This window comes from Flavobacterium sp. SLB02 (assembly GCF_009664855.1).
GTDB lineage: Bacteria > Bacteroidota > Bacteroidia > Flavobacteriales > Flavobacteriaceae > Flavobacterium.
Genome location: NZ_CP045928.1, coordinates 3422479 through 3447463, shown reverse-complemented (window position 1 = coordinate 3447463; position 24985 = coordinate 3422479). Strand labels below are relative to the sequence as shown.

Below are 24985 nucleotides of genomic sequence, written 5' to 3'. Positions count from 1 at the left end.
CGATTTCTTGATAACATGATAAATATCATTTTTATCATCTCTAGTTTTTTTAACATTTGTTGTATCAAAAAAAACAAATTTTATGAGTGAGCAGAGTTGTTTTCATTGTGGGTTAACCATAGCTAAAAATGAGGAAATCAATTTTGATGAAAAGAAGTTTTGTTGCAACGGATGCAAAACCGTTTACGAAATTTTTAGTCTTCATGATATGACCTGCTATTATGATTTCGAAAAATCACCAGGCGCCACTCCGCAAGATATTAAAGGCAAATATGACTTCTTAGACAATGAAGCAATCCTGTCAAAAGTATTAGAATTTCAAGAAGGAAATACGGCAATAGTTTCATTAAATATCCCTCATATTCATTGTAGTTCTTGTATTTGGATTCTTGAAAACTTAAATAGAATTCAACCGGGAATAAGTATTTCACAAGTTAATTTTCCTGAAAAGAGAGTCCGAATTACATTCAATTCAGATCTTGTTTCCTTAAAAGCTATTGTCTACCTGCTAAGTTCTATTGGTTATGAACCTTACATTAGTTTAGAAAACTATGAAACAGGTAAAACAAATGTAGACAGAACTTTAACCTACAAATTAGGTGTTGCTTTCTTCTGTTTCGGAAATATAATGTTATTGTCTTTTCCGGAATATTTCGAGATCAAAGAATTTTGGTTAGATAATTACAAACCATTTTTTAGAATATTGATTTTCCTTTTGGCTTTGCCAAGCTTTTTATATTCGGCAAGCGGCTATTATGTTTCAGCCTATAAAAGTATAAAATCAGGAATGCTAAACATCGATATCCCTATTGCTCTGGGAATCATCGTGATGTTTATCCGCAGTACTTTTGATATTGTAATGAATTACGGGGCAGGATTTTTCGACAGTTTAACTGGTTTGGTTTTCTTTATGCTGCTCGGAAAAATGTTCCAGATTAAAACCTACAGTTTCTTGAGTTTCGAAAGAGATTTTAAGTCCTATTTCCCAATTGCAGTTACCAGAATAAATTCAGATACATCAGAAGAAAGTGTTCCTATTTACGATGTGCAAAAAGGGAATAGATTACTCATCAGAAATCAGGAATTAATCCCGGTAGACGGTATTTTAATTAGTGAAAAAGCCGAAATCGATTATAGTTTTGTAACCGGTGAAGCTGTTCCCATTACTAAAAAATCCGGAGATAAAGTTTTTGCCGGCGGTAAACAAATAGGTAAAGTAATCGAGATGGAAGTGCTGCACTCAGTCTCACAAAGTTATCTTACTCAGTTGTGGAGTAATGAGATTTTCCAGAAAAATGTGTTCCAAAAGCATAAAACGATTACCGATGCCATAAGCCGTTATTTTACTCCTATATTATTATTAATTGCTTTTGCAGGTTTTGGATACTGGATATTCATTGATGCCAATACAGCATTTAATGTTTTTACAGCAGTTTTAATTGTCGCTTGTCCTTGCGCATTGGCTCTGACAGCTCCTTTTACTTTCGGAAATATTCTCAGAATAATGGGCAAACAAAAAATGTATCTCAAAAATGCATTGGTCATCGAACAATTAGCCAAGGTAGATACTATTGTTTTTGATAAAACCGGAACTATCACCACCAATAAAAAATCAAATATTTCATACGAAGGAAATATCCTTTCTGAAGAAGATTATATTTTGATAAAAAATGTGCTTAGAGGTTCAAATCATCCATTAAGCCGTATGCTATATGATTTCTTATCAGAAACAAAGAAGGTTAAAATGGATGATTTTCAGGAAATAACCGGAAAAGGAATTTTAGCTTCTGCCAACAATAAAGTAATCAGAATTGGTTCTGCTGAATTTGTTGGAAGTTCAGGACCAGATGCATCGCAAATTGAAAAAACTGCGCTTCATATCAGGATTGATGACATTTATTACGGAAAGTTTACTTTTCAAAATCAATATCGTGAAGGCTTAGAAAACTTATTTTTTAATTTAAGCAAAACCTATCAGATAAAAGTGCTGTCAGGAGATAACGATGGAGAAAGGGCGAGTCTTCAGTCGATTTTACCTTTAGAAACCGAATTAATTTTTAATCAGAAACCTGAGCAAAAATTGGAATTTATCAGGAAATTACAAGAAAAAGGTCAAAATGTAATGATGGTAGGAGATGGGTTAAATGATGCAGGAGCATTGGCACAAAGTAATGTCGGGATCTCTATTTCTGAGAATGTCAATGTTTTTTCCCCAGCTTGCGATGCGATTTTAGATGCTTTAGAGTTTTCAAGACTCAATTATTTTTTAAAATTATCTCAAAAATCAATTACGATAATTAAGATGAGTTTTGTTCTGTCACTTCTTTATAATATCGTCGGACTCACTTTTGCGGTTACTGGTAATTTACTTCCATTAGTGGCTGCTATTATCATGCCTTTAAGTACAATAACCATTGTAAGTTTTGTGACTTTAATGTCTAACTATTTCAGTAACAAAAATTTAAAATGATTTATAAGTGATTTTTTTAAATTTAACATTACTCTGTAACTATGATAATTATCATATTTTAACAACAAGTAATCTGTTAATTTTGTTAACATAAATTTAAGGGTATGAGTGTTATTTATCTATTGATTTCAGTTAGTATTTTCGTCGCAATTTGCTTCTTTATTGCCTTTATTGTTGCTGTAAAATCAGGACAATATGATGATGATTATACCCCTTCAGTCAGAATGCTTTTTGACGATGAAACGAGAATTACCCCCCAGAATAAAAAATCAACAACAGAAGAAAAACAAGTATAATTATGGAAATGGAACAGTTTTATTACGACAACAAAATTGTAAAAAAATTCATTTACGCCACTATCCTCTTTGGGGTAGTAGGTATGTTAGTAGGGCTGACCTTAGCGGTTATGTACCTTTTTCCCAACATGACAGATGGTATTTCGTGGCTTAGCTACGGTCGTTTAAGACCTTTACATACCAATGCTGTTATTTTTGCCTTTGTTGGGAATGCTTTTTTTGCGGGTATGTATTATTCGCTTCAGCGATTGCTAAAAGCCAGAATGTTTAGTGATTTTTTAAGTAATGTCCATTTTTGGGGCTGGCAGCTTATTATTGTTGCTGCAGCAATTACATTGCCTTTAGGATATACTTCATCAAAAGAATACGCTGAGTTAGAATGGCCTATTGATATTGCTATTGCCCTTATTTGGGTAGTTATGGGGATCAACATGATAGGTACAATGTTGCGTCGTAGAGAACGTCACTTATATGTTGCGATTTGGTTTTACCTTGCCACATTTGTTACAGTAGCCGTTTTACATATTTTTAATAATATCGAAATTCCGGTATCAGCTTTAAAAAGTTATTCTGTTTACGCAGGTGTTCAGGATGCGCTGGTACAATGGTGGTACGGACATAATGCGGTTGCATTTTTTCTGACAACTCCATTTTTAGGTCTTATGTATTACTTCATTCCAAAAGTTGCAAACCGTCCGGTTTACTCTTATAGATTATCTATTATTCACTTTTGGTCTTTGATTTTTATCTATATCTGGGCAGGTCCACACCACTTGTTATATTCAGCTTTACCAAACTGGGCTCAAAACTTAGGAGTTGCATTTTCTGTAATGCTTATTGCCCCGTCTTGGGGAGGTATGATCAACGGACTTTTAACATTAAGAGGTGCCTGGGATAAAGTTCGTGAAGAGCCAGTTTTAAAATTCTTTGTGGTAGCTATAACAGGTTACGGAATGGCAACTTTTGAAGGCCCTATGCTTTCTCTAAAAAATGTGAATGCTATTGCGCATTATACTGACTGGATCGTTGCTCACGTACACGTTGGTGCATTAGCATGGAACGGATTTATGTCTTTTGGTATTATTTATTGGTTGATTCCAAGAATGACAAAAAGCTCATTGTTTTCAAAAAAATTAGCAAATTTCCATTTCTGGATCGGTACTTTAGGAATCATTTTGTATACTTTACCAATGTACGTGGCAGGTTTTCAACAAGCCTCAATGTGGAAACAGTTTAATCCTGACGGCACATTAACTTATGGTAATTTCCTTGAAACGGTTACTGCAATTATGCCATTATACTGGATGAGAGCAATAGGAGGTACTTTGTATCTTGTTGGGATGCTGACATTAGTTTACAATATTATAATGACTGTTAAAGCGGGTGATACTATCGAAGATGAATTAGCGCAGGCTCCGGCTCTACAAAGAATAAGTACTGGAAGATTAAAAGGAGAAAAATTCCATACCTGGTTAGAAAGAAGACCAATTCAGTTAACCATTTTAGCTACAATTGCTATTTTAATTGGAGGGATCATTCAAATTGTACCAACGATTATGGTGAAATCAAATATTCCAACAATATCAAGTGTTAAGCCTTATACACCTCTAGAATTAGAAGGTCGTGACTTATATATAAGAGAAGGTTGTGTAGGTTGTCACTCACAGTCAGTTCGTCCTTTTAGAAGTGAGGTAGAACGTTATGGTCCGCAATCAAAAGCAGGTGAGTTTGTTTATGATCATCCATTCTTATGGGGATCAAAACGTACAGGTCCTGACTTATTAAGAGTAGGTGGGAAATACAATGACAATTGGCATTTTAACCATTTCTGGAATCCACAAAGTATTTCTGCGGGTTCTATCATGCCAGGGTACAAATGGTTGTTTGATAATGGACCAATGGATATCTCGCTGACTCAAAAGAAAATGCAAGCCATGATTACGCTTGGGGTTCCTTATTCAGAAGCTGATGTTGCCAATGCTCAAAAAACATTAAGAACTCAGGCTATTGCAATCGAGAAAAGCTTAGAAAACGATCCTGACTTTGTAAAAAGTTATGAAGAAAGCAAGAAAAAAGCAGCTGCAAAAGGCGAAAAATTCGTTCCTATGAACGAGAGAGAAATTGTTGCTTTGATTGCTTATATACAAAGACTTGGAACTGACATTAAAGTAAAAGAGACTTCTAAATAACAGCATTATGTTTGAACAAATAAAACACAATATGGAGACTATTTCGGGTATAGCAATTTACCCGATACTTTCTCTCTTGATATTCTTTTTCTTTTTTGTTGGATTAGGCTTATGGGTATTCTCATATAAAAAAGAAAAAATACAGGAAATGAGTGAAATACCTTTAGATGAAGGGTGTAGTATAATTTCAAAAGATATTTAAAATGAAAAAGTTTTTCCCAGTATATTTAAGAGTACCGATTATTTTCTTCATCGTATTTGCTTTGATGGAATACTTTATAGATTCAGGCGACAGGCCGGCTTTTGTTAAGTATCCAATGGTTGCTGTCTTTTTATTGGTTTTTCTATTTATCCTTATTGCGATAGAAATTACCTTAAGTGCGGTGAACCGCATTATGTACCAATTGATGTCGCCGGAAGAAAAGGCAAAACTGGAATATGAAAAAAGTTTGAGTTTAACAGAAAGCACCTGGTATAAAGATTTAATGCAGAAGCTTACGAAAACCCAACCTATAGAAAAAGAAGGTGACTTGTTGATGGATCATGATTATGACGGCATCAAAGAGTTAGACAACAATTTACCGCCTTGGTGGGTGTATTTATTCTATATCTGTATTGTTTTTGGAGTAATTTATTTTGCCCGTTATGAGGTTTTTGGTGGAGATGATCAGGAGATGGAGCTTAAAAAAGAAATGGCTCAGGCAAAAATTGATGTAGATGAGTACCTGAAAACAGCACCGGATTTAATGGATGAGAAAACAGTTGTTTTACTAACAGATCCTGAAAATTTAGCTGCCGGTAAAGAAATATTTACAACCAACTGTGCTGCATGTCACCGTGCTGATGCCGGAGGCCAAATTGGGCCAAACCTTACCGATAATCATTGGATTTTGGGAGGAGGAATTAAAAATCTTTTCCATACCATAACTAATGGAGGTCGTGACGGTAAAGGAATGATTGCCTGGAAAGGAACTTTAAAACCAAAAGAAATTCAAAAAGTAGCGAGTTACATCCTGTCCTTACAAGGTAGTAACCCAAAAGATCCAAAAGAAGCAGAAGGCGAAATTTGGGTTGATGATAGTGCTCCAACAAAAGATACCACAGCAAGTACACCAAAGGATAATACTGAAGTTAAAAAATAATTACAAAAATCATGTCAAATTTACCAGACGAAGCTTTTAGAGATACCATCGGAACTATTGATGAAGGGGGTAATCGAAAATTTATTTTCCCTAAAAAACCGTCTGGTAAATTCTATGAATATAGAAAAATAGTTAGCTACATATTGTTAGCCATCTTAATTGCAAATCCGTTTATAAAAGTAAACGGAAATCAATTCATGATGTTTAATGTTATGGAGCGACGTTTTAATATTTTTGGATTTCCATTTTGGCCGCAGGATTTTTATCTCTTTGTAATTTCAATGCTTGTTGGTATTGTTTTTATAATTTTATTTACCGTAGTATTTGGAAGGATTTTTTGTGGATGGATTTGTCCGCAAACTATCTTTTTAGAAATGGTTTTTCGCAGAATTGAATATTGGATTGATGGTGATCGTGGCGCTCAGTCCCGATTAGCAAGACAGGAATGGAATGCAGAAAAAATTAGAAAACGATTAATTAAATGGACTATCTTTTTTCTGATCTCGTTTGGCATTGCAAATATTTTTCTGGCCTATTTAGTAGGCAGTGATCAACTTTTTTTAATGGTCGAACAAGGACCAATTGAGCAAGCAAGTAATTTTATTGCGCTTCTGATCTTTACCGGAGTTTTCTATTTTGTTTTTGTTTGGTTTCGTGAACAGGTTTGTATTATTGCCTGCCCCTACGGAAGATTGCAAGGTGTACTTTTAGATGATAAATCTATCAATGTGGCTTATGATTTTGTTAGGGGAGAAAAAGAAGCCGGTCGTGCGAAATTCAATAAGAAAGAAGACAGAGCTACAACAGGAAAAGGAGATTGTATTGATTGTCACCAATGTGTACATGTGTGCCCAATGGGAATCGACATTCGAAACGGAACTCAATTAGAATGTACCAATTGTACTGCCTGCATTGATGAATGCGATACAATAATGGAAAGTGTAGGTTTACCAAAAGGCCTTATTCGATACGCATCTGAAGATGAAATTGTAAAAAAAGCACCTTTTAAATTTACAGCAAGAATGAAAGGTTACACAGCTGTTTTGTTCATTTTATTAAGTGTTTTTGTTGGGATGCTGTTTTTACGAACCGATGTTCAGGCCGTTGTTTTACGTTTGCCAGGTCAGTTGTTTCAGCATAAAGGCGATATGATTAGCAATGTTTATACCTATAAAATCGTTAATAAAACGATGAAAGATTATCATGACATTCATTTTGAATTGATTGATCAAAAAGGAAATATTAAAAATGTTGGAAAACAGCATTTTAAAGTTTTAAAAGAAGGAATCTCACAAGGAACATTATTTATAGAAATTGATAAGGTTCTTTTGGAAAGCGATAAAACCAAAGTTAAAATTGGAGTTTATAACGGTACAGAATTACTCGAAACTACCACAACTAATTTTTTAGGACCACGAAGTTTTAATTAAAAATATACTATCATGAAAATAAATTGGGGAACCGGAATTGTCATAGCATTTGCACTGTTTATGAGCTTTATTTTATATTTTGTTTTCGAAGTGCAGTCGAATAGTAAGTATGATAATGATTTGGTTGTAGAAGAATATTACAAACACGATTCGCATTTTCAGGATGAAATGGCTCGAATTCAAAATGCTCATGATTTGCAGCAAAGACCTTCTGTTACCTATACAGAGAATGGTGTAAAAATAGCTTTTCCTGCCACTTTTGAAAGTGATAAAATAAAAGGTAACGTTTTATTATACCGACCTTCAAATAAGAAATTTGATTTTGATACTCAAATTGCTTTAACTAATTCGTCTTTGCTTATTCCGCAAAAGAAACTGATTAAAGGGCGTTGGGATGTTAATATGGAATGGGAATATAAGGGAAGAAAATACTTATCGAAAGAAGTAATTTACGTGAATTAATTTTAATACGTGTTTGCCACAGATTAGAATGATTTGCATGGATTTTTTGAAAAATTATTGATGTCAGGTTTGAAAATATAGTCCCTATGGGACAAATAATCATGGGGATTTATTTTTTACCAACATTTAATCTCTGTGAGATATAATCCGTTCGGATTTAGATATTGGTAGAAAGAACAAGCTACATTTAAAAAAGATGTCCCATAGGGGACTGCACAAATATTGATTGAATAAAACACACAAAACGTTGTAAAATCATTTTAGTCCAATTTTTCTGCGGCAAGATAATAATAAACAAATGTTATACTCAGCTTTCATATTAGGTTTAATAAGTAGTTTGCACTGCATCGGAATGTGTGGTCCAATTACTATGATGTTACCTGTAGATCATCAAAATGAAGCAAAAAAAGTTACGCAGATCATAACATATCATCTAGGCCGACTAACTGCGTATGCAACAGTTGGACTTATTTTTGGTTTATTAGGAAGAGGATTTTTTCTGGCGGGACTGCAGCAAAAGATGTCTATTTTTATAGGTTTGGCAATGATTCTTGTCGTTTTGGTTCCGGAGAAAGTTTTTTCAAAATACAATTTTTCAAAACCTGTTTATAAAATTATTTCCAGAGTAAAATCAGGTTTAGGAAATCAATTTAAAAAGAAAACCTATAAATCCCTTTTTACAATAGGATTATTAAATGGTTTTTTGCCTTGCGGAATGGTGTATGTAGCCTTATTTGGTGCCATCGCCATGCAGAGTGCCGGTTTTGGTGTATTGTATATGATTTTGTTTGGGTTAGGAACAATTCCTTTAATGACACTCGTTGTTTATGTCCATTCATTAATAAAATTGCCTTTCAGAAATAAAATCCAAAAGGCAATTCCGTATGTAGCTGTAATAATTGGTGTTTTATTTATCCTTAGAGGACTGGGATTAGGAATTCCCTATATTTCTCCGTCGAATATGAGTTTGTTTGTACAGGAAACTCCTAATTGTCATTAAACAGTCATCGAAAACAAGTTTGTTTGCGGTGATTTTCTTTTTAGATGTAAATCAAATGCCATACAAATATTTCGAACAAAAGGTCTTCCGGCTTCTGTAATGGTTATTTTACCTTCCCCGATTATAATCAACTGATCTTTTTCTATTTCTTTTAAGTCTTCTAGTACGTTAGGAATTTCTTTGAAGTATAAGGCTTCATCGCTCCAGGAAGTTTCAAATTCACAGGTTAAGTTAAGTATGTGTTTTCTAATAATTAAATCCTCATTGGTTAGGATATGTCCTTTTGCAACAGGCAATTTGTCTTCTTCTAATAATTGGTAATATTCTTCGATACTTTTTGTGTTTTGGGCAAAACTGTACCAGCTATCACTAATAGATGAAACTCCCAAGCCAATCATAAGCTGCGTTTTTGAGGCACTATAACCCATGAAATTTCGATGCAATTCCTTATTGGCTCTAGCTTTATACAAGCTATCAGAAACCAGCGCAAAATGATCCATACCAATTTCGTGATAACCATTTTGAGAAAGCATCTGTTTTCCTGTTTCGTATAGTTTTCTTTTTTCAGCATCTTTAGGAAGGTTCTCTTCATTAAATCCGCGTTGTCCGTTTCCTTTTATCCACGGTACATGTGCGTAGCTGTAAAATGCCAAACGATCCGGTTTTAAGGAATTTGTCTTTTCGACAGTATCAATTACGTTCTCAATCGTCTGAAATGGTAATCCAAAAATAATATCGTGACCTATCGATGTATAACCAATTTCTTTTGCCCAAAAAGTTACTTTTGCGACATTGTGAAAAGGCTGGATTCTATGAATTGCTTTTTGAACTTTTTCAGCATAATCCTGAACGCCAAAACTCACTCGGCGAAAGCCTAAATCGTATAGTTTTTTAAGTTGTTCGTATGTAGTATTGTTAGGATGACCTTCAAAACTGAATTCGTAATTTTTAGCTTTGTCAGCTTTAAAAAGTATAGCGTTTATAAGCAGCTCTAAATTGTTTGAAGAGAAAAATGTTGGCGTTCCTCCGCCTAAATGAATTTCTTTTATAAGGGGTTTTTGAGGTAATAAATTACAATACAAATCCCATTCTTTTAAAACTGCCTGTATGTAAGTTTCTTCAACCGAATGATTTTTTGTAATGCGTTTATTGCAGCCACAAAAGGTACACATGCTTTCGCAAAATGGTAAATGAATATATAAACTAATTCCGTTTTGAGCATTACTTTCTGAAAAAGATTTCTGAAAAGACGCTATCCATTCCTGAGTAGTAAAATCACTTTCATTCCAGTACGGAACTGTTGGATAACTTGTATATCTGGGACCTGGGACATTGTATTTTTGGGTCAGTGAGATTTTCATAAAGTCGGATTTTGTATAATTCAAAATTAGAATTTATGAATGAAGCAGAAAATGACAAATATCATGTATTTGCCAAAAAAAAGAGACTCACTAGGAGCCTCTTTTCTGAATTAAATAACTAACGTGAAATAGAATCTTGGATGATTTTAAGCCATTTTTTTGCAAACTGATGATCTTGATAGGCGCTTATCTGTTTGATGCGGTCATCATCAAAATCATAGAATGGTATTGTGATTTTTTTAGGAGTTTCTTTATCCTGAAATTCAAAGTCAATTTTTACGATGGTATCTGATGGTCCTTCAGTGGTTAAAACCAGTTTACAAAAGGAAACCGTTTTTAGATCTACATACATAGATTCTTGCTGATTAGGATTGAAATTCATCAAAATAAAACGTCTGTTTTTCTGATCTATTGTAAGTGTCTTGTTGCTTTGAGATTCAGTTAAATCAAAATCTTCCGGATGAGTTGGACTGAATTTCTTTTTTATGTTTAAAATTTTTGATTTGCTTGCAGCGCTCGTTCGTGCTGAAAAATATACAGGAATGGCTACTATGATCGCGATCACAATACCAATTATGGTTACACTTGTTTCCATGATTTAAAAAATTGGGTAAATTATTATGAAATATGACACCATTTTCAGGATAGAAAACAGCTCAACTTGTTAGGAAGATGTCTCCCTAAATTAAAATTTCATAAAATGCCTACCAAAAAAAATGGAAGGGATAGAGCATTAAAAGGACTTTTTTGCTCTGAGTTGCAAACTGATTTGCAAAGTTTGATGTTGATTTTACTGCTTTGTGCTGAGGAATCACCATCAATAAAGAATCAAACCATTTTGTTAAGATAGATGGATTCGATTTTATGTTTGCTGCAAATTGATAACTTGCCTGGGGTTGTATAAAAGCTAATGAATCGGCGTGATCTATGGAGAAATTAGTATCCGTTTTTTGACTTTCAGTTGTTTCAATAGAAGATTCGTTTGCCTGAACAGCAAAAAAAGCAACTATCAAAAGTGATATAAAAATAACGGTTTTACGAATCCAATTCATGGTGGCGAATTTAACTCATAAAATACAATTAAAGAAATTTTAAAGAATTAATTAACTTTAAAAGTAGGTTATTATTTATCCTCACTAGATAATTGTACTATTGAGGATAAATGAAGTTATTGTTGCATTTTGAAATAATAATCAGCAGAGTGTTTTCCGCTTCCGTAAAACAGGAAGAAAACACAAACTAAAAGTACTACTATAGCCAAAATTAAACTTTCAGAGTGCATATGTCCCATAAAATTGATGAGAATCGCACCAAATAATATTGGCAATTGGGCTGCGATTGCCCAACGGGTTAGTAATCCGAAAAAGATCATAATACCACCAATCATATGCGCTGGTGCAATGTAATGTAAAAGAAACATTCCGCCGCCAAACTGATCAATTGGAGAAATTAAATCATGTAAATACTGAATGTTGGTTACAAATGAAATTCCTTTCATAAATAAAAATACACCCAAAACAATACGTACTAAATCAACCGGTAAATAAGTGTGCGCATTTGCCCACTTATTTAAACTTTTTACATTTTCCATGATACTACGTGATTAAAAATTACATCTAAAGTTACTACTTTTTAATGAGATATTTATTTATAAGTACTTGAAAGTAAGATTTTTGTATTTTTTTAACGTAATTTGAAAAATGCAGGAATTCTTTAAACCTGAATAACGCCTAAATTAAATTGTTTTTGAATAGGAGCGTGGTTGGCAGCCTCAATTCCCATAGAAATCCAGGTACGGGTATCCAGAGGATCAATGATAGCATCTGTCCATAATCTTGAAGCAGCATAATAAGGTGAAGTTTGTTCATCATATCTTGCCTTGATCTTATTGAATAATTCAGCTTCTTTGGCTTCGTCTACAATTTCTCCTTTTGCTTTAAGCGAAGAAGCTTCGATTTGGGCTAAAACTTTTGCAGCCTGAGTTCCTCCCATAACGGCAAGTTCTGCACTTGGCCATGCAAAAATTAATCGTGGGTCATAGGCTTTTCCGCACATGGCATAATTTCCTGCTCCGTAAGAGTTACCCACAATTACGGTAAATTTTGGAACAACCGAATTACTTACAGCATTCACCATTTTTGCACCATCTTTTATAATACCGCCATGCTCCGATTTTGATCCTACCATGAAACCGGTAACATCCTGAACAAATACTAACGGAATTTTTTTCTGGTTACAATTGGCAATAAATCGAGTGGCTTTGTCAGCGCTATCAGAATAAATTACACCCCCAAACTGCATTTCGCCTTTTTTGGTTTTAACTACTTTTCTTTGGTTGGCCACAATTCCTACCGCCCAGCCATCGATTCTGGCATAACCGGTAATAATGGTTTGACCGTAACCATCTTTATAGGCTTCGAACTCTGAATTATCAACCAAACGATTGATGATTTCCATCATATCGTATTGCTCGTTTCGGGCTTTTGGTAAAATTCCGTAAATGTCTTTAGGTTCTAAGGCAGGTTTTTCAGATTTGATTCGGTTGTAACCGGCTTTATCATAATCACCTATTTTATCTACTATATTTTTTATTTTATCAAGAGCGTCCTTATCGTCTTTAGCTTTATAATCAGTTACGCCGGAAATCTCACAATGTGTTGTCGCGCCACCTAAAGTTTCGTTATCAATAGTTTCACCAATGGCAGCTTTTACCAAATAACTTCCGGCAAGAAAAATACTTCCGGTTTTATCCACGATTAAAGCTTCGTCGCTCATAATGGGCAAGTAAGCTCCGCCGGCAACACAACTGCCCATAACAGCAGCAATCTGGGTAATGCCCATACTGCTCATTTGTGCATTGTTTCTAAAGATGCGGCCAAAATGTTCTTTGTCAGGAAAAATTTCATCCTGAAGAGGTAAATAAACCCCTGCACTGTCTACCAAATAAATAATAGGCAATCTGTTTTCCATGGCAATTTCCTGCGCACGAAGATTTTTCTTTCCGGTAATAGGGAACCAGGCACCAGCTTTTACAGTAGCATCATTGGCCACAACAATACATTGTTTGTTTCTTATGTAGCCTATTTTGATAACAACACCGCCAGATGGGCAACCACCATGTTCAGCATACATTCCGTCTCCAACAAAACCTCCAATTTCAATACTTTTTGAGCCTTCGTCAAGCAAATAAGCGATACGTTCGCGCGCTGTCATTTTTCCTTCGGCATGTAATTTTTCTATACGTTTTTCACCTCCGCCCAATTTTACTTTGGCAAATCTTTGTTTTAAGTCAGAAAGTAATAGTTTATTGTGATCTTCGTTTTTATTGAAGTTTAAATCCATGGTATATTGTGGTTTTTACAAAATAGTGTTGGCTAATTTACAAAATCAATTGAAATCCACATAATAAAAATGTTTTCAGATATAATAAAAAGTAATTAATGATATTTTAAAAATAAGATGGGTTTAATGAGAAATAAATGAATTTATAGTCTTTATAAATTCAATTTTTGTTTTAGACGAGCTAAATACAAATGCATGCTTAATCATATTTTTTGCCTTAATTTGTTGTTTCATACCAATTAGTATTCTTTATGTCTAAAGCTGCCAATACCCGACTTACAATTCTTCAGAAAGCATTTGAATTGATTTATTCAAAAGGATATCAAACCACCAGTATTGATGATATTATTGCCACCACGCAAGTTACAAAAGGCGCGTTTTATTACCATTTTAAGACCAAAGATGAAATGGGAGTTGCAATTATTGAGGAAATCTTGAAACCTGTGATGCTGGAAAGTTTTATAAAACCTATCGAAAACTCACTTAATCCTGTTGATGATTTGTACAATATGATCTCTTATTTACTTCTTGAAGATCCTTTTTTGCAAATAAAGTATGGTTGTCCTGTTGGAAATTTAACCCAGGAAATGACACCCTGGAATAATCAGTTTAGTGAAGCTTTGCTGGGATTAATTAATCAATGGAAACAAACTATCGAAAAAACGATTTTAAATGCTCAGCAATCTGATTTGATCAAAAAAGAAGTTAATGGGGAACAAGTAGCTTTTTTTGTAATGTCAGGATATTGGGGAATACGAAATTTTGGAAAAATTCAGAATAGTAATTCGTGTTATATTATTTATTTAAAGGAGCTTAGAAGTTATTTGAATAGTTTGAAATAAATTTTTATGCTAAAACATACTATCTGGTATGTTTTTTAAATATATTTGCATTGTCTTAATTTTAAAACAATGTATACAACGCTATTATTTTGCCATTCGATGCTGCGGTGGTTTGTTTTAGGAAGTTTATTCTACTCGATTTTTATCGCTTACAAAGGTTATTGGTTACAATTATCTTTCACTAAAAAAGATAATGCTATACGGCATTGGACGGCAACTATTGCTCATATTCAATTGATTTTTGGAATATTAATTTATATGCAAAGTCCGATTGTAAAATACTTTTGGGCAAATTTCGCCACAGCTGTTCAAAATATTGATGCCGCTTTTTTTGCATTGATTCATATTTTATTAATGCTTGTTTCTATTGTTTTAATAACAATTGGTTCAGCTTTGGCAAAAAGAAAAGAAAGTGATCGCGATAAGTTTAAAACCATGTTAGTTTGGTTTTCTATCGCGCTAATAATCATTTTTATAGCAATTCCGTGGCCCTTCTCATTTCTTGCAAACCGACCTTATTTTAGATAATTATGAAAAATTTACTGCAAACCAATACCGGACGATTACGAATCATTGGGTTTCTGGAAGGAACCTCTCTTTTAATCTTACTTTTTATAGCAATGCCTATGAAGTATGTATTTGAAATGCCTTTTCTAACCAGACCCGTAGGAACCATTCACGGCGCTTTATTTTTACTTTTTATTTTTAATACGCTGAGTGTTGGTGTAGAGCAAAACTGGAATTTTAAAGACACCACCTGGAAAGTACTTTTAGCGTGTGTTATACCTTTTGGAACTTTCTATATTGATTCTAAAATTTTAAGTAAAATTAAAAACCAGCAATAACTATGATTTTTGTATTTAAAACAAATGTTGATAGTATATCAAAAGTAAAAAAGATAACGCCTAAACTGAATCGGTTATTTCCTAATTCGAAATGGAATTTTGATCTGGAAGATTGTGATAATATTTTACGTTTTGAGTGTAGTGAGAATATTATCCAAAAAGTGATTTTTTTAATGAAAGTCGTAGGCTTTGAGTGCGAGGCCTTATAAAACAAAAAAAAACAGAAGCAAGCTTCTGTTTTTTTATATAAAAATGTGTGTTTTATTTTTTTGAATCGCAAACCATTCTTTTCAAAATAGCCCATTGTTTTAATGCATCGCGAGCTTCGACAGCAGGATATCCTAACATTGTTTTTCCTGCAGGAACATCTCCAGTTACACCAGAACCTGCACCAACAATAGCACCGTCTCCAATAGTAGTATGATCTTTTATAGAAGCACTTCCGCCAATAATTACGCCATTTCCTAAAGTTACTGAACCGGCTAAACCGCTATTTCCGGCCATAATACAAAATTTACCTAATTTACTATTATGTCCAATTTGTACTAAATTATCAATTTTACAACCATCTCCTAGTACTGTAGAACTGAATTTACCGCGGTCTACACAAGAATTCGCTCCAATTTCAACTCCATTTCCTATGATAACATTTCCAATTTGTGGAATTTTTACCAAACCTTTTTCACTACAAGGACGGAATCCAAAACCATCAGCGCCAATTGTTGCATTTGGATGAATGATACAATCGCTGCCTATATGACAACGTTCACGAATTACAGTTCCCGACCAGATAATGGTATTTTTACCAATAGTACATTCGTCTAAAATAGTAACATTTGGGTAAATTGTAGCGTTTGCACCAATTTCGACTTTTGGACCAATATAACAACCTGCACCAATTCTGGCGCCTTCACCAATAATAGCTGTTTCATCAACATTGGCCGATTTATGGATATTATTACGAAATATTGGGGTAGGCGGAGCAAAAAGTGCTAAAATTTGAGACATTGCCAAATCAGCATTTTTTACTTTTATAAAAGCACGATTATCTCCAGGTTCAATCGAAATGTCTTCGTTAACAACTGCAATTGAGGCTTTTGAAGCTTCCCAGAATTTTTCATATTTTTTATTTCCTATAAAAGAAATTTCAGAAGAGGTGGCTTTTTCTAATTGTTCTGTTGCTGTAATGCTTTGCGAAGTCGTGCCGTAAATTACGCCATTAATAACTTCATTAATTTCTTGAATTGAATAGGATTTCATCGAATGATTTTAATTGTTTTAGGGGTTATTTCGCACCAAATAAAATCAATTAGATTTAAATTACCTAATCTTATTTTGAACTTTTTTAAATAGTATTTTAAATAATAGTTTAAATATTACAATTTTAACAGTAATTCTATTAATTTTTTGATTGATTTCGAATTCCTGAGAGTACAACAGCTTTTAAATTCGTGTCTTTTGTAGGTTTTTAGGTGTCAATATACAGACTTTTAAATCGTAATGATCCAATAAATTGGTGTACACTTATCTTGTTTTAAATCAATGGATTTTAAGGTGTTTTCGATAGTAAATAGCCATTTTAAACGCTCATTAAAGCATCATGTTATTTTGTAGGTTTCTTTGGCTTTGATTTAGAGAAGGTTTTTTTGCTGATTTGTAGCAGTTATTTAAATCAAATAAGAGAAATGAAAGGTTGCTTTTTGATTTTTTTGAATGTATTTTTCAATTTAATTTTTAAAAACAGTAAAATTGGTAAGTTAAATCTTAAGGTCAATAGGGAATGTATTTCCTTATGAAGTTAAATTGAAAGCTCTTTTTTAAATTTTATTCTCATTTTAAAATGAAATTATAATAAAAAAAGCGATTCACTTTAAATTATAAGGAATCGCTTTTTAGATTTTTTATTCTTTTATTTTAGAAAGAGAAATAGCATTAATGCAATAACGCAAACCGCTTGGTTCAGGGCCATCAGGAAAAACATGTCCTAAATGTGCGTCGCAGGTATTGCAAACCACCTCAACACGGATCATTCCGTATGACTTGTCTGCATGGTAAGCAATAGCATTTTCTTTTAGCGGTTGTGTAAAAGACGGCCATCCTGTTCCTGATTCAAATTTTTCACTTGCATCAAAAAGTAAAGTGCCACAACATTTACATTCATAAATTCCCGGATCGAATAAACTGCAAAGTTCAGAGCTAAAAGATCTTTCAGTACCTTTTAATCGTGCTACCTGAAATTCTTCCGGCGTTAAAAGCTGTTTCCATTCATCCGGTGTTCTCTCGACTCTTTTATCCGGAGCCGGATTTCCTTTATTTGTAAAACGAATTATATCTGCCCATTTTATCATAACTGTAATTTTAAATTTAAAAAAGATTGAATAAAGTTACTACTCTTTTATATAACAAAAAGTAATAAGAATAAGTACCGTTACTTATAAAAGTAAATAATTAATTAATTATCAAAAGGATAATTTTCGTATCGTTTATATTCTCCGGTTTCGCAATTTATTTTAACCACATAATGCTTAAGGTTTCTGGGAACTAAATCATCTGGAAGTGTTCCCGATTCAGTTTCTTCACCAAATATGTAGTAACTGTTTTTTGGGCCCAGCTCAATTCCATCCGTTGTGGTGGATCTAAAAACCTGATCTTTTCTTTTTTCTTTCAGGATACGATCTGCATCTTTTATTTTTATTTTGCATTTTTTAGCAAAACCATAATATTCTACACTATCAGATACGCTAATTTTCTTAATATGTTTCGATACTTCGGGATTAATCCAACCGTGTTCCCTGAAAAGTACCGGTCGTAAAAAAACTTCATTGTTAATTGTAGGATTATCAGAAAATCTACAGTCATTACTTCCAACATAGCCCGTCATTCCGTAATGTAAGTAAGCATAATGATGATAGCCCGAAATATAATAATGCAATTTGTTTTGTGTGGTAACTACAATTGTGTCTGTTTTCAAAAATGTTTTATAAGGAATATTGATGGATTTATATTCATCATAACTGGTTCTTTTATTGAACCCATTTTTAATTAATGTGTCATGAATTAATTTTCCGTCTCTTAGTATCTGAAACTTAAGAATATTAATCTCATTCTTTTTGAATTTTGCTAACTGAATCTCGGGTTGTTCAGTAATAAGTTTGACTGTATCGCATTCTTTTGAGAACTCCACTGCATCAATTTCTGCTTGTTTTTTTCGGTGATCTGATGACCAAAAGAACCAACCAATCATTATTGCTACCAGAGTAATAAAAACACCTATTATTACTAAACAACCTTTGATATATTTATTCATTTATTTATTCTTCCTCTTTTTGCCCCATCATCATTAAAAATGCTTTTAGGAAAGGATCGATATTTCCGTTCATAACGCCATCGACATCGCTGGTTTCATAACCTGTACGAACGTCTTTTACTAATTTATAAGGCTGCATTACATAATTACGTATTTGCGAACCCCATTCGATTTTCATTTTTCCGGCTTCGATATCGGCGCGTTGTGCCTGCTGTTTCTTCAATTCGATTTCATACAATTGCGAACGTAACATTTGCATGGCACGTTGTCTGTTGTCTTGCTGAGATCGTGTTTCAGAACATTGAATCTGAATTCCGGTTGGTTTGTGTACCAGTTGTACTTTGGTTTCAACCTTATTCACATTTTGTCCTCCGGCTCCACTAGATCGGGAAGTTGTGATCTCGATATCGGCAGGATTAATGTCAATTTCGATACTGTCATCAACAAGCGGATAAACATATACAGATGCAAATGAAGTATGACGTTTGGCATTACTATCAAAAGGAGAGATTCGAACCAAACGATGTACGCCATTTTCTCCTTTTAAATATCCAAAAGAATAATCGCCTTCAAACTCCAGAGTAACCGTTTTAATTCCGGCAACCTCACCAGCCTGAAAGTTCAATTCTTTTATTTTAAAACCATAACTTTCTCCCCACATCATATACATACGCATTAACATTCCGGCCCAGTCACAACTTTCCGTCCCGCCGGCACCAGCAGTAATTTGCACTACGGCACTTAAGCTGTCACCTTCGTCTGAAAGCATGTTTTTAAACTCGATGTTTTCGATATGAGCTTGTGTCGTATTGTAATGTCCGTCTAATTCTTCTGCAGAAAGTTCTCCTTCTTTATAAAAATCATACGCGAGTTGCAATTCATCTGTAAGTTCGATGGCTTTGTTGTAATCTTCGATCCATTTTTTCTTGTTTCGAAGGTTTTTTACAATGACTTCTGCTTCTTTTGCATTGTTCCAGAAGTCTGGTGCGAAGGTTTTTTCTTCTTCGTTGGCAATTTCAATTAGTTTGGCATCAACGTCAAAGATACCTCCTCAACGCACCAAGGCGCTCCACAATACCTTTTATTTGTTCGGTAGTTGTCATAAATTAATAATGTTTTATTTGTTTTTTGAATATTACATTAATTACTAATTTGTCAAAAAAGAGTTCACTAGTAAAATGTAATTTTGTTGTACAAAAATAAGATATAGTTTTTATATTATCGTATTAATTTTAACATATAAAAAACGAGTTTAAAAAGTCTTTGAATTAAATAAGCGACAGAAGATAATTTGTTTTTTAATAATTGTTTAATGAATCTATACATCAGATAAAAAAATGTTTTATTCCTATTATAGTTAAGAAAAAAATGCATTTTTTTTTAGTTTATTTTGGTAATACAATTTAAGGCTGATTATCAGCTGTTTGCTTATTTTTGATAGGTTGTAAATAAACCGTAATTATTTCTGCTAACAAATTGGTTTTTAAAATTATAAGCCAGTTTTAGAATATTAATGTTAGTTTTATATGATTTTTGTGAATATTACGTTAATTTAGTTTAATTGTATTTACAAGTTAAATTTTAGCAAAACTTGCCAAGAATAACTATCAGTAATACGTAATTTTGCTGTACAAAAAAGATATACTTTTTAGAATATGGAGATAAATTTAATTAGCGATACTATTACCAAACCTACCAACGAAATGTTGCAGTATATGTTTAACGCTCATGTTGGCGATGATGTATACAGACAGGATCCTACAGTTATTGAGTTGGAAACCAGAGTCGCTGAGTTTTTTGGTATGGAGGCCGGACTGTTTTTTCCATCAGGAACTATGGCTAACCAAACCGCTATAAAATTACATACACAGCCCGGAGAGCAATTAATTGCAGATAAATATGCCCACGTTTATAATTATGAAGGTGGAGGAGTTTCGTTTAATAGTGGCGTTTCTTGCTGCTTATTAGATGGAAATCGAGGTATGATTACGGCAAGTCAGGTTGCGGCAGCGATTAATGATCCGGAGTTTTATCATAGTCCGTTAACGAGTTTGGTTTGTGTAGAAAATACAACCAACAAAGGAGGCGGGGCTTGTTATGAACTGGAAGATTTAAGAGAAATAAAAAAGGTTTGTGATACCAATAATTTGAAATTCCACCTTGATGGAGCTAGAATTTGGAATGCATTGGTGGCTAAAAGACAAAATCCGAAAGATTTTGGTGCTATTTTCGATACTATTTCGGTTTGTTTATCAAAAGGATTAGGAGCTCCAATTGGCTCAATTTTGTTAGGAAGCAAAGCTGATATTCACAGAGCGTTGAGAATCAGAAAGATACTAGGTGGTGGAATGCGTCAGGTAGGTTATTTGGCTGCAGCCGGATTATATGCATTGGCTAATAATATCGAACGATTGGCAGAAGACCATAGAAGAGCCAAAGAAATTGCTGCAATTTTAAGCACAAAACCCTGGGTGTCGCATATTGAACCAGTAGAAACCAATATTTTGATTTTTTCATTGGCAGAAGGTTACAGTGACCAGCTTTTGATTGAAAAATTAAAACTAAAAAATATTTTGATAAGCTCAATGGGACATAATAAACTTAGAGTTGTCACGCATTTAGATTATAAAGAAGTCATGCATACTTATGTGATTGAAACGCTTCAGAAGTTTTAGGAAGAAGGTTCAAAGTTGCAAAGGTTTTTATGTTAGGTTTATTTAAACTTAAAAGATTGTTTGAATCAAAAAAAAAGCAGGATTTAAATCCTGCTTTTTTAATTATTTACTTTATCAATAATCACCAGATTGTCATCAATTGATGAATTTGAGGTGAGTTTGAAATATTTATATTCTTTAGTTAAAATGTTGAATTTTACAAGAGAAAAATACCCGTCTTTAACCATATAACAAACATATTCGTTTGTTGATTTGTCTAAAAATCCAGAGCCATTTTGCATACCATTTCCTAATCCTTCAGTGCTTAAAAAGTCTTCATAAGTGTAATCGATAAGATTAATTTTGGTAATCGTTACACCAGCAGTTCCAGCTATATTTTTCAAACAATATACAGTGTTGTTATCGTATACGGCAGCTTTTGAAAAAGTAAATTTTGAGTTTTTAAATAACACTTTTTTGGCTGTATTATTTTCTACATCAATTTCAAAAGTATCTGTAGTAGGGTAAGAGCTATAGATTTTGCTGCCATTAAAAAAGTTTGAAATCGATGCTGTCTGATCAAAATTTAAACCTTTATAGGTGACTTCAAATGTATTTGGATCGATTTTTACAAAATAAGAATTGTCTTTAAATGTGCCAAGATAAGGAGTTCCAAGAACTATTCCGTAAAGTATTTTTTTTGAATCATCCCAGTTTAAAGAAACCATAGTGGGTTCCTCGCCCATTATTTGACTTGGATAAATTAATTTTTTTGAAGTCGTAGTTTTGGTATTTCTGTCAAAAATAAAAAGTTTATCATTGGGAGGATAATGCTCAATTAAAAATATTTTTTCAGAATTTGAAACAATCGTACTTAAGTTAATCGTATTTGATGTTAAGCCTTCAAATTGTGCATATGGCGTTAATTTACCACTGTTGTTTCCGATCTTGTTAATCTTTCCTGAAAAATTTACAGATAAATAACTAAAGTCATCTTTAACCAGTTCATTATTTGTGGATGGTGAATCACTGGAACAGGAAAATAAAAATAAACTGGCAAAACTAGTTGCCAGTGTTTTGAAGGTTAATTTCATGTTTAAAGTATCTTACTTAAAAAGATTATCCATTCCCGGAATCATAGGCATATCCATTTTTGCAACAGCATCAAGTTCTTGTTCGTTAACGCTTGTAGCTCTTTCTATTGCTTTGTTTAGCGTTACAACTAAGTAATCCTCTAATTGTTCTTTATCTTCAAGCAAAGAATCATCAATAGAGATCGATTTTACTTTTCTATTTGCAGTTAATGTTACCTTTAGTAATCCGTCAGCGCTTTGTTCATCAATCAAAACAGTATCTAAACGTTTCTTAGTATCTTCAATTTTTTGTTGGGTTTCTTTAAGTTTACCCATCATTCCCATTAAATCCATTTTTGTTGATTTTTTAAATTGTTTCGTACAAAATTAGTATATTGCTTTATGATATCAATAGAATATTTTATGAAAAAATTAATTTGGTTCTATTGTCTTTGTAGTATTTTTGCTCCTTCGTATTTAAAAACTAATGCTTAATCAATGCAAAACGATATAATGGCTCCACAAGCCAAAGAAATTCCTAAATCATTAAAAAAACATAAAGAAACAAGAATTGACAATTATTTTTGGTTAAATGACCGCGAAAATCCTGAAGTTATTGATTATCTGAATCAGGAAAATTCATATTACCAGAGTATGACATCGCATACAAAAGATCTTCAGGAAAATTTGTATGAAGAGATGAAAGGCAGAATCAAAGAAGATGATTCATCAGTTCCTTATTTTTATAATGGTTATTATTATATCACTCGTTTCGAAACAGGTCAGGATTACCCAATATTTTCGAGAAAAAAAGGAAGCCTTTCGGCAGATGAAGAAGTTTTATTCAATTGCAATGAATTGGCCAAAGGGCATGCTTACTTTAAACTGGGAGGTTTAAGCGTAAGTCCGAACAACAAATTTGTCAGTTTTGGAGTAGATATAGTAGGAAGAAGAATTTACACTATTCAGGTTAAAAATTTAGAAACAGGAGAGATTTTAGCAGATAAAATCGAAAATGCAACGGGAGGTTCAGTATGGGCAAATGACAATAATACTATTTTTTATACCAAACAAGATGAGGTTACTTTAAGAGCCGATAAAGTTTTTAGACATAAATTACATACAGCTTCAAAAGAGGATGTTTTGGTTTTTAATGAAACTGATGATACTTTTAATGTTTCTGTAAGTAAAGAAAAGTCCAGAAAGTATATCGTGATTGGTTCAGGAAGTACTTTGACAACGGAATACAGAATTTTGAATTCTGATACTCCTGATGGAGAGTTTGTTGTGTTTCAGCCTCGTGTACGTGGTTTAGAATACAGTATTTCTCATTTTGAAGACTCATTTTACATTTTGACGAATAAGGACAAGGCGACTAACTTTAAGTTGATGAAAACGCCTGAAAATAAAACTGGAAAGAAAAACTGGGTAGATCTTATTCCGCATCGTGAAGATGTTTTGTTAGAAGATATCGAAATTTTCAAAAATTATCTGGTCGTAGAAGAGCGCTCAAACGGATTAAATCATATTCGCATTATGCCGTGGAATGGTGAAGAAGATTATTACCTTCCTTTTGGCAGCGAAACATACAACGCTTACACGACAACCAATATCGATTTTGATACAGATGTTTTACGTTATAGCTATCAATCGCTGGCAACGCCTTCGTCTGTAATCGATTTTAATATGAAAACTAAAACCAAGGAAATCCTTAAGGAGCAACAGGTTTTGGGCGGAAAATTTGATAAAGAAAATTATATTGAAGAGCGCGTTTGGGCAACTGCCAGAGATGGTGTAAAAGTGCCTATTTCGATGATTTACCGTAAAGGATTACAGAAGGATGGTAAAAATCCGTTGTTGCTTTACGCTTACGGATCGTACGGAATTACAATGGATACTTATTTCTCTTCTACACGACTTTCTCTGCTAGACCGTGGTTTTGTTTACGCCATAGCACATATTAGAGGCGGGGAAGATTTAGGAAGACAATGGTATGAAGATGGAAAACTGTTAAAAAAGAAAAATACCTTTACAGATTTCATTGATTGCTCTAAATTTGTAGTTAACGAAAAATTTACATCTCCTGAACATTTATATGCTGAAGGAGGATCTGCAGGAGGACTTTTGATGGGCGTAATTATAAATGAAGCTCCGGAATTATATAACGGGGTGATCGCTCAGGTGCCTTTTGTTGATGTTATCACAACAATGTTAGACGACAGTATTCCGTTAACAACTGGAGAATACGATGAATGGGGAAACCCAAACAATAAAAAATATTACGATTATATGTTATCTTACTCACCGTATGATAATGTAAAAGCGCAAAACTATCCAAACATGTATGTTTCTACCGGATTGCATGATTCTCAGGTACAGTACTGGGAACCAGCTAAATGGGTGGCGAAGTTAAGGAATCTAAAAACAAATAATAATCTTTTATTTTTAGATACCAATATGGATGCCGGGCATGGCGGAGCTTCTGGACGTTTTGAGGCTTTAAGAGACTTAGCAAAGGAATTTAGTTTTTTATTAGATTTAGAAAAAATTAAAAGCTAATTAGAAATTTTTT

Annotated in this window: 24 protein-coding genes; 13 read left to right on the top strand and 11 right to left on the bottom strand. The window is 33.4% G+C overall.

Annotation, left to right across the window (positions count from 1 at the left end; all coding sequences use genetic code 11):
- The first annotated feature begins 82 nt into the window (after positions 1-82).
- The 8 genes from GIY83_RS12250 to GIY83_RS12215 all read left to right on the top strand — a co-directional run bounded on the left by GIY83_RS12250 (position 83) and on the right by GIY83_RS12215 (position 8989).
- The gene (locus GIY83_RS12250) at positions 83-2470 is read left to right on the top strand and encodes a heavy metal translocating P-type ATPase metal-binding domain-containing protein (RefSeq protein WP_208681562.1); all 2388 of its coding nucleotides are present in this window, start codon (positions 83-85) and stop codon (positions 2468-2470) included.
- 104 nt (positions 2471-2574) lie between these two features.
- Positions 2575-2766, top strand: coding sequence for a cbb3-type cytochrome oxidase assembly protein CcoS (gene ccoS / locus GIY83_RS12245; protein ID WP_194615510.1), 192 nt, complete (start codon positions 2575-2577; stop codon positions 2764-2766).
- 2 nt (positions 2767-2768) lie between these two features.
- The gene (gene ccoN, locus GIY83_RS12240) at positions 2769-4955 is read left to right on the top strand and encodes a cytochrome-c oxidase, cbb3-type subunit I (RefSeq protein ID WP_208681560.1); all 2187 of its coding nucleotides are present in this window, start codon (positions 2769-2771) and stop codon (positions 4953-4955) included.
- Between the two features lie 7 nt (positions 4956-4962).
- Positions 4963-5157 (top strand): cytochrome C oxidase subunit IV, encoded by a 195-nt coding sequence (locus tag GIY83_RS12235; protein ID WP_065447907.1) that lies wholly within the window; start codon positions 4963-4965, stop codon positions 5155-5157.
- 1 nt (position 5158) lies between these two features.
- Complete coding sequence (locus GIY83_RS12230) at positions 5159-6097, top strand: cbb3-type cytochrome c oxidase N-terminal domain-containing protein (RefSeq protein ID WP_194615512.1); 939 nt, start codon at positions 5159-5161, stop codon at positions 6095-6097.
- A gap of 11 nt (positions 6098-6108) precedes the next feature.
- On the top strand, positions 6109-7527 hold the full coding sequence (gene ccoG / locus GIY83_RS12225) for a cytochrome c oxidase accessory protein CcoG (RefSeq protein WP_194615513.1): 1419 nt from the start codon (positions 6109-6111) through the stop codon (positions 7525-7527).
- Positions 7528-7539: 12 nt separating this feature from the next.
- The gene (locus GIY83_RS12220) at positions 7540-7989 is read left to right on the top strand and encodes a FixH family protein (RefSeq protein ID WP_194615514.1); all 450 of its coding nucleotides are present in this window, start codon (positions 7540-7542) and stop codon (positions 7987-7989) included.
- Between the two features lie 298 nt (positions 7990-8287).
- Positions 8288-8989, top strand: a complete 702-nt coding sequence (locus GIY83_RS12215) for a sulfite exporter TauE/SafE family protein (RefSeq protein ID WP_208681558.1) — start codon at positions 8288-8290, stop codon at positions 8987-8989.
- Here GIY83_RS12215 and hemN read toward each other — a convergent pair.
- From hemN to GIY83_RS12190, 5 genes are all read right to left on the bottom strand, one after another.
- Positions 8986-10350 carry an oxygen-independent coproporphyrinogen III oxidase gene (gene hemN / locus GIY83_RS12210; RefSeq protein WP_194615516.1) on the bottom strand — a complete coding sequence of 455 codons (1365 nt, stop codon included), beginning with the start codon at positions 10348-10350 and terminating at the stop codon, positions 8986-8988. The genes GIY83_RS12215 and hemN overlap by 4 nt on opposite strands.
- 118 nt (positions 10351-10468) lie before the next feature.
- The gene (locus GIY83_RS12205; RefSeq protein WP_208681550.1) at positions 10469-10945 is read right to left on the bottom strand and encodes a hypothetical protein; all 477 of its coding nucleotides are present in this window, start codon (positions 10943-10945) and stop codon (positions 10469-10471) included.
- A 109-nt stretch (positions 10946-11054) separates the two neighbouring features.
- Positions 11055-11402 (bottom strand): hypothetical protein, encoded by a 348-nt coding sequence (locus tag GIY83_RS12200; protein WP_208681548.1) that lies wholly within the window; start codon positions 11400-11402, stop codon positions 11055-11057.
- A gap of 116 nt (positions 11403-11518) precedes the next feature.
- Complete coding sequence (locus GIY83_RS12195) at positions 11519-11941, bottom strand: DoxX family protein (protein WP_194615519.1); 423 nt, start codon at positions 11939-11941, stop codon at positions 11519-11521.
- A gap of 122 nt (positions 11942-12063) precedes the next feature.
- Positions 12064-13692, bottom strand: a complete 1629-nt coding sequence (locus tag GIY83_RS12190; RefSeq protein WP_194615520.1) for an acyl-CoA carboxylase subunit beta — start codon at positions 13690-13692, stop codon at positions 12064-12066.
- A 251-nt stretch (positions 13693-13943) separates the two neighbouring features.
- On the opposite strand from GIY83_RS12190, the gene GIY83_RS12185 reads away from it, so the two are divergent.
- From GIY83_RS12185 to GIY83_RS12175, 3 genes are all read left to right on the top strand, one after another.
- Complete coding sequence (locus GIY83_RS12185; protein WP_208681545.1) at positions 13944-14534, top strand: TetR/AcrR family transcriptional regulator; 591 nt, start codon at positions 13944-13946, stop codon at positions 14532-14534.
- Between the two features lie 69 nt (positions 14535-14603).
- Complete coding sequence (locus tag GIY83_RS12180; protein WP_194615522.1) at positions 14604-15062, top strand: hypothetical protein; 459 nt, start codon at positions 14604-14606, stop codon at positions 15060-15062.
- A gap of 2 nt (positions 15063-15064) precedes the next feature.
- Positions 15065-15379, top strand: coding sequence for a DUF3817 domain-containing protein (locus GIY83_RS12175; protein WP_194615523.1), 315 nt, complete (start codon positions 15065-15067; stop codon positions 15377-15379).
- A 261-nt stretch (positions 15380-15640) separates the two neighbouring features.
- Here the strand turns inward: GIY83_RS12175 and lpxD are convergent, their stop codons facing one another.
- The 4 genes from lpxD to prfB form a co-directional block, all read right to left on the bottom strand.
- Complete coding sequence (gene lpxD / locus GIY83_RS12170) at positions 15641-16639, bottom strand: UDP-3-O-(3-hydroxymyristoyl)glucosamine N-acyltransferase (RefSeq protein WP_194615524.1); 999 nt, start codon at positions 16637-16639, stop codon at positions 15641-15643.
- A 641-nt stretch (positions 16640-17280) separates the two neighbouring features.
- On the bottom strand, positions 17281-17727 hold the full coding sequence (gene msrB, locus GIY83_RS12165) for a peptide-methionine (R)-S-oxide reductase MsrB (protein WP_194615525.1): 447 nt from the start codon (positions 17725-17727) through the stop codon (positions 17281-17283).
- A gap of 104 nt (positions 17728-17831) precedes the next feature.
- Positions 17832-18686, bottom strand: a complete 855-nt coding sequence (locus tag GIY83_RS12160; RefSeq protein ID WP_194615526.1) for a hypothetical protein — start codon at positions 18684-18686, stop codon at positions 17832-17834.
- 4 nt (positions 18687-18690) lie between these two features.
- Positions 18691-19789 (bottom strand): peptide chain release factor 2 gene (gene prfB, locus GIY83_RS12155; RefSeq protein ID WP_194615527.1). Its coding sequence is split into 2 segments (ribosomal slippage): positions 18691-19725 and positions 19727-19789, totalling 1098 coding nucleotides; the frame shifts between segments, so codons are not numbered across the junction.
- Positions 19790-20341: 552 nt separating this feature from the next.
- Here prfB and GIY83_RS12150 point away from each other — a divergent pair.
- Positions 20342-21361 carry a low specificity L-threonine aldolase gene (locus tag GIY83_RS12150; RefSeq protein WP_194615528.1) on the top strand — a complete coding sequence of 340 codons (1020 nt, stop codon included), beginning with the start codon at positions 20342-20344 and terminating at the stop codon, positions 21359-21361.
- A 98-nt stretch (positions 21362-21459) separates the two neighbouring features.
- On the opposite strand, the gene GIY83_RS12145 is transcribed toward GIY83_RS12150, so the two are convergent.
- Both GIY83_RS12145 and GIY83_RS12140 read right to left on the bottom strand, forming a co-directional pair.
- On the bottom strand, positions 21460-22434 hold the full coding sequence (locus GIY83_RS12145) for a hypothetical protein (RefSeq protein WP_194615529.1): 975 nt from the start codon (positions 22432-22434) through the stop codon (positions 21460-21462).
- 12 nt (positions 22435-22446) lie between these two features.
- Positions 22447-22767, bottom strand: coding sequence for a YbaB/EbfC family nucleoid-associated protein (locus GIY83_RS12140; protein ID WP_065447922.1), 321 nt, complete (start codon positions 22765-22767; stop codon positions 22447-22449).
- A 144-nt stretch (positions 22768-22911) separates the two neighbouring features.
- On the opposite strand from GIY83_RS12140, the gene GIY83_RS12135 reads away from it, so the two are divergent.
- Positions 22912-24972, top strand: coding sequence for a S9 family peptidase (locus tag GIY83_RS12135; protein WP_208681543.1), 2061 nt, complete (start codon positions 22912-22914; stop codon positions 24970-24972).
- Positions 24973-24985: the final 13 nt, after the last annotated feature.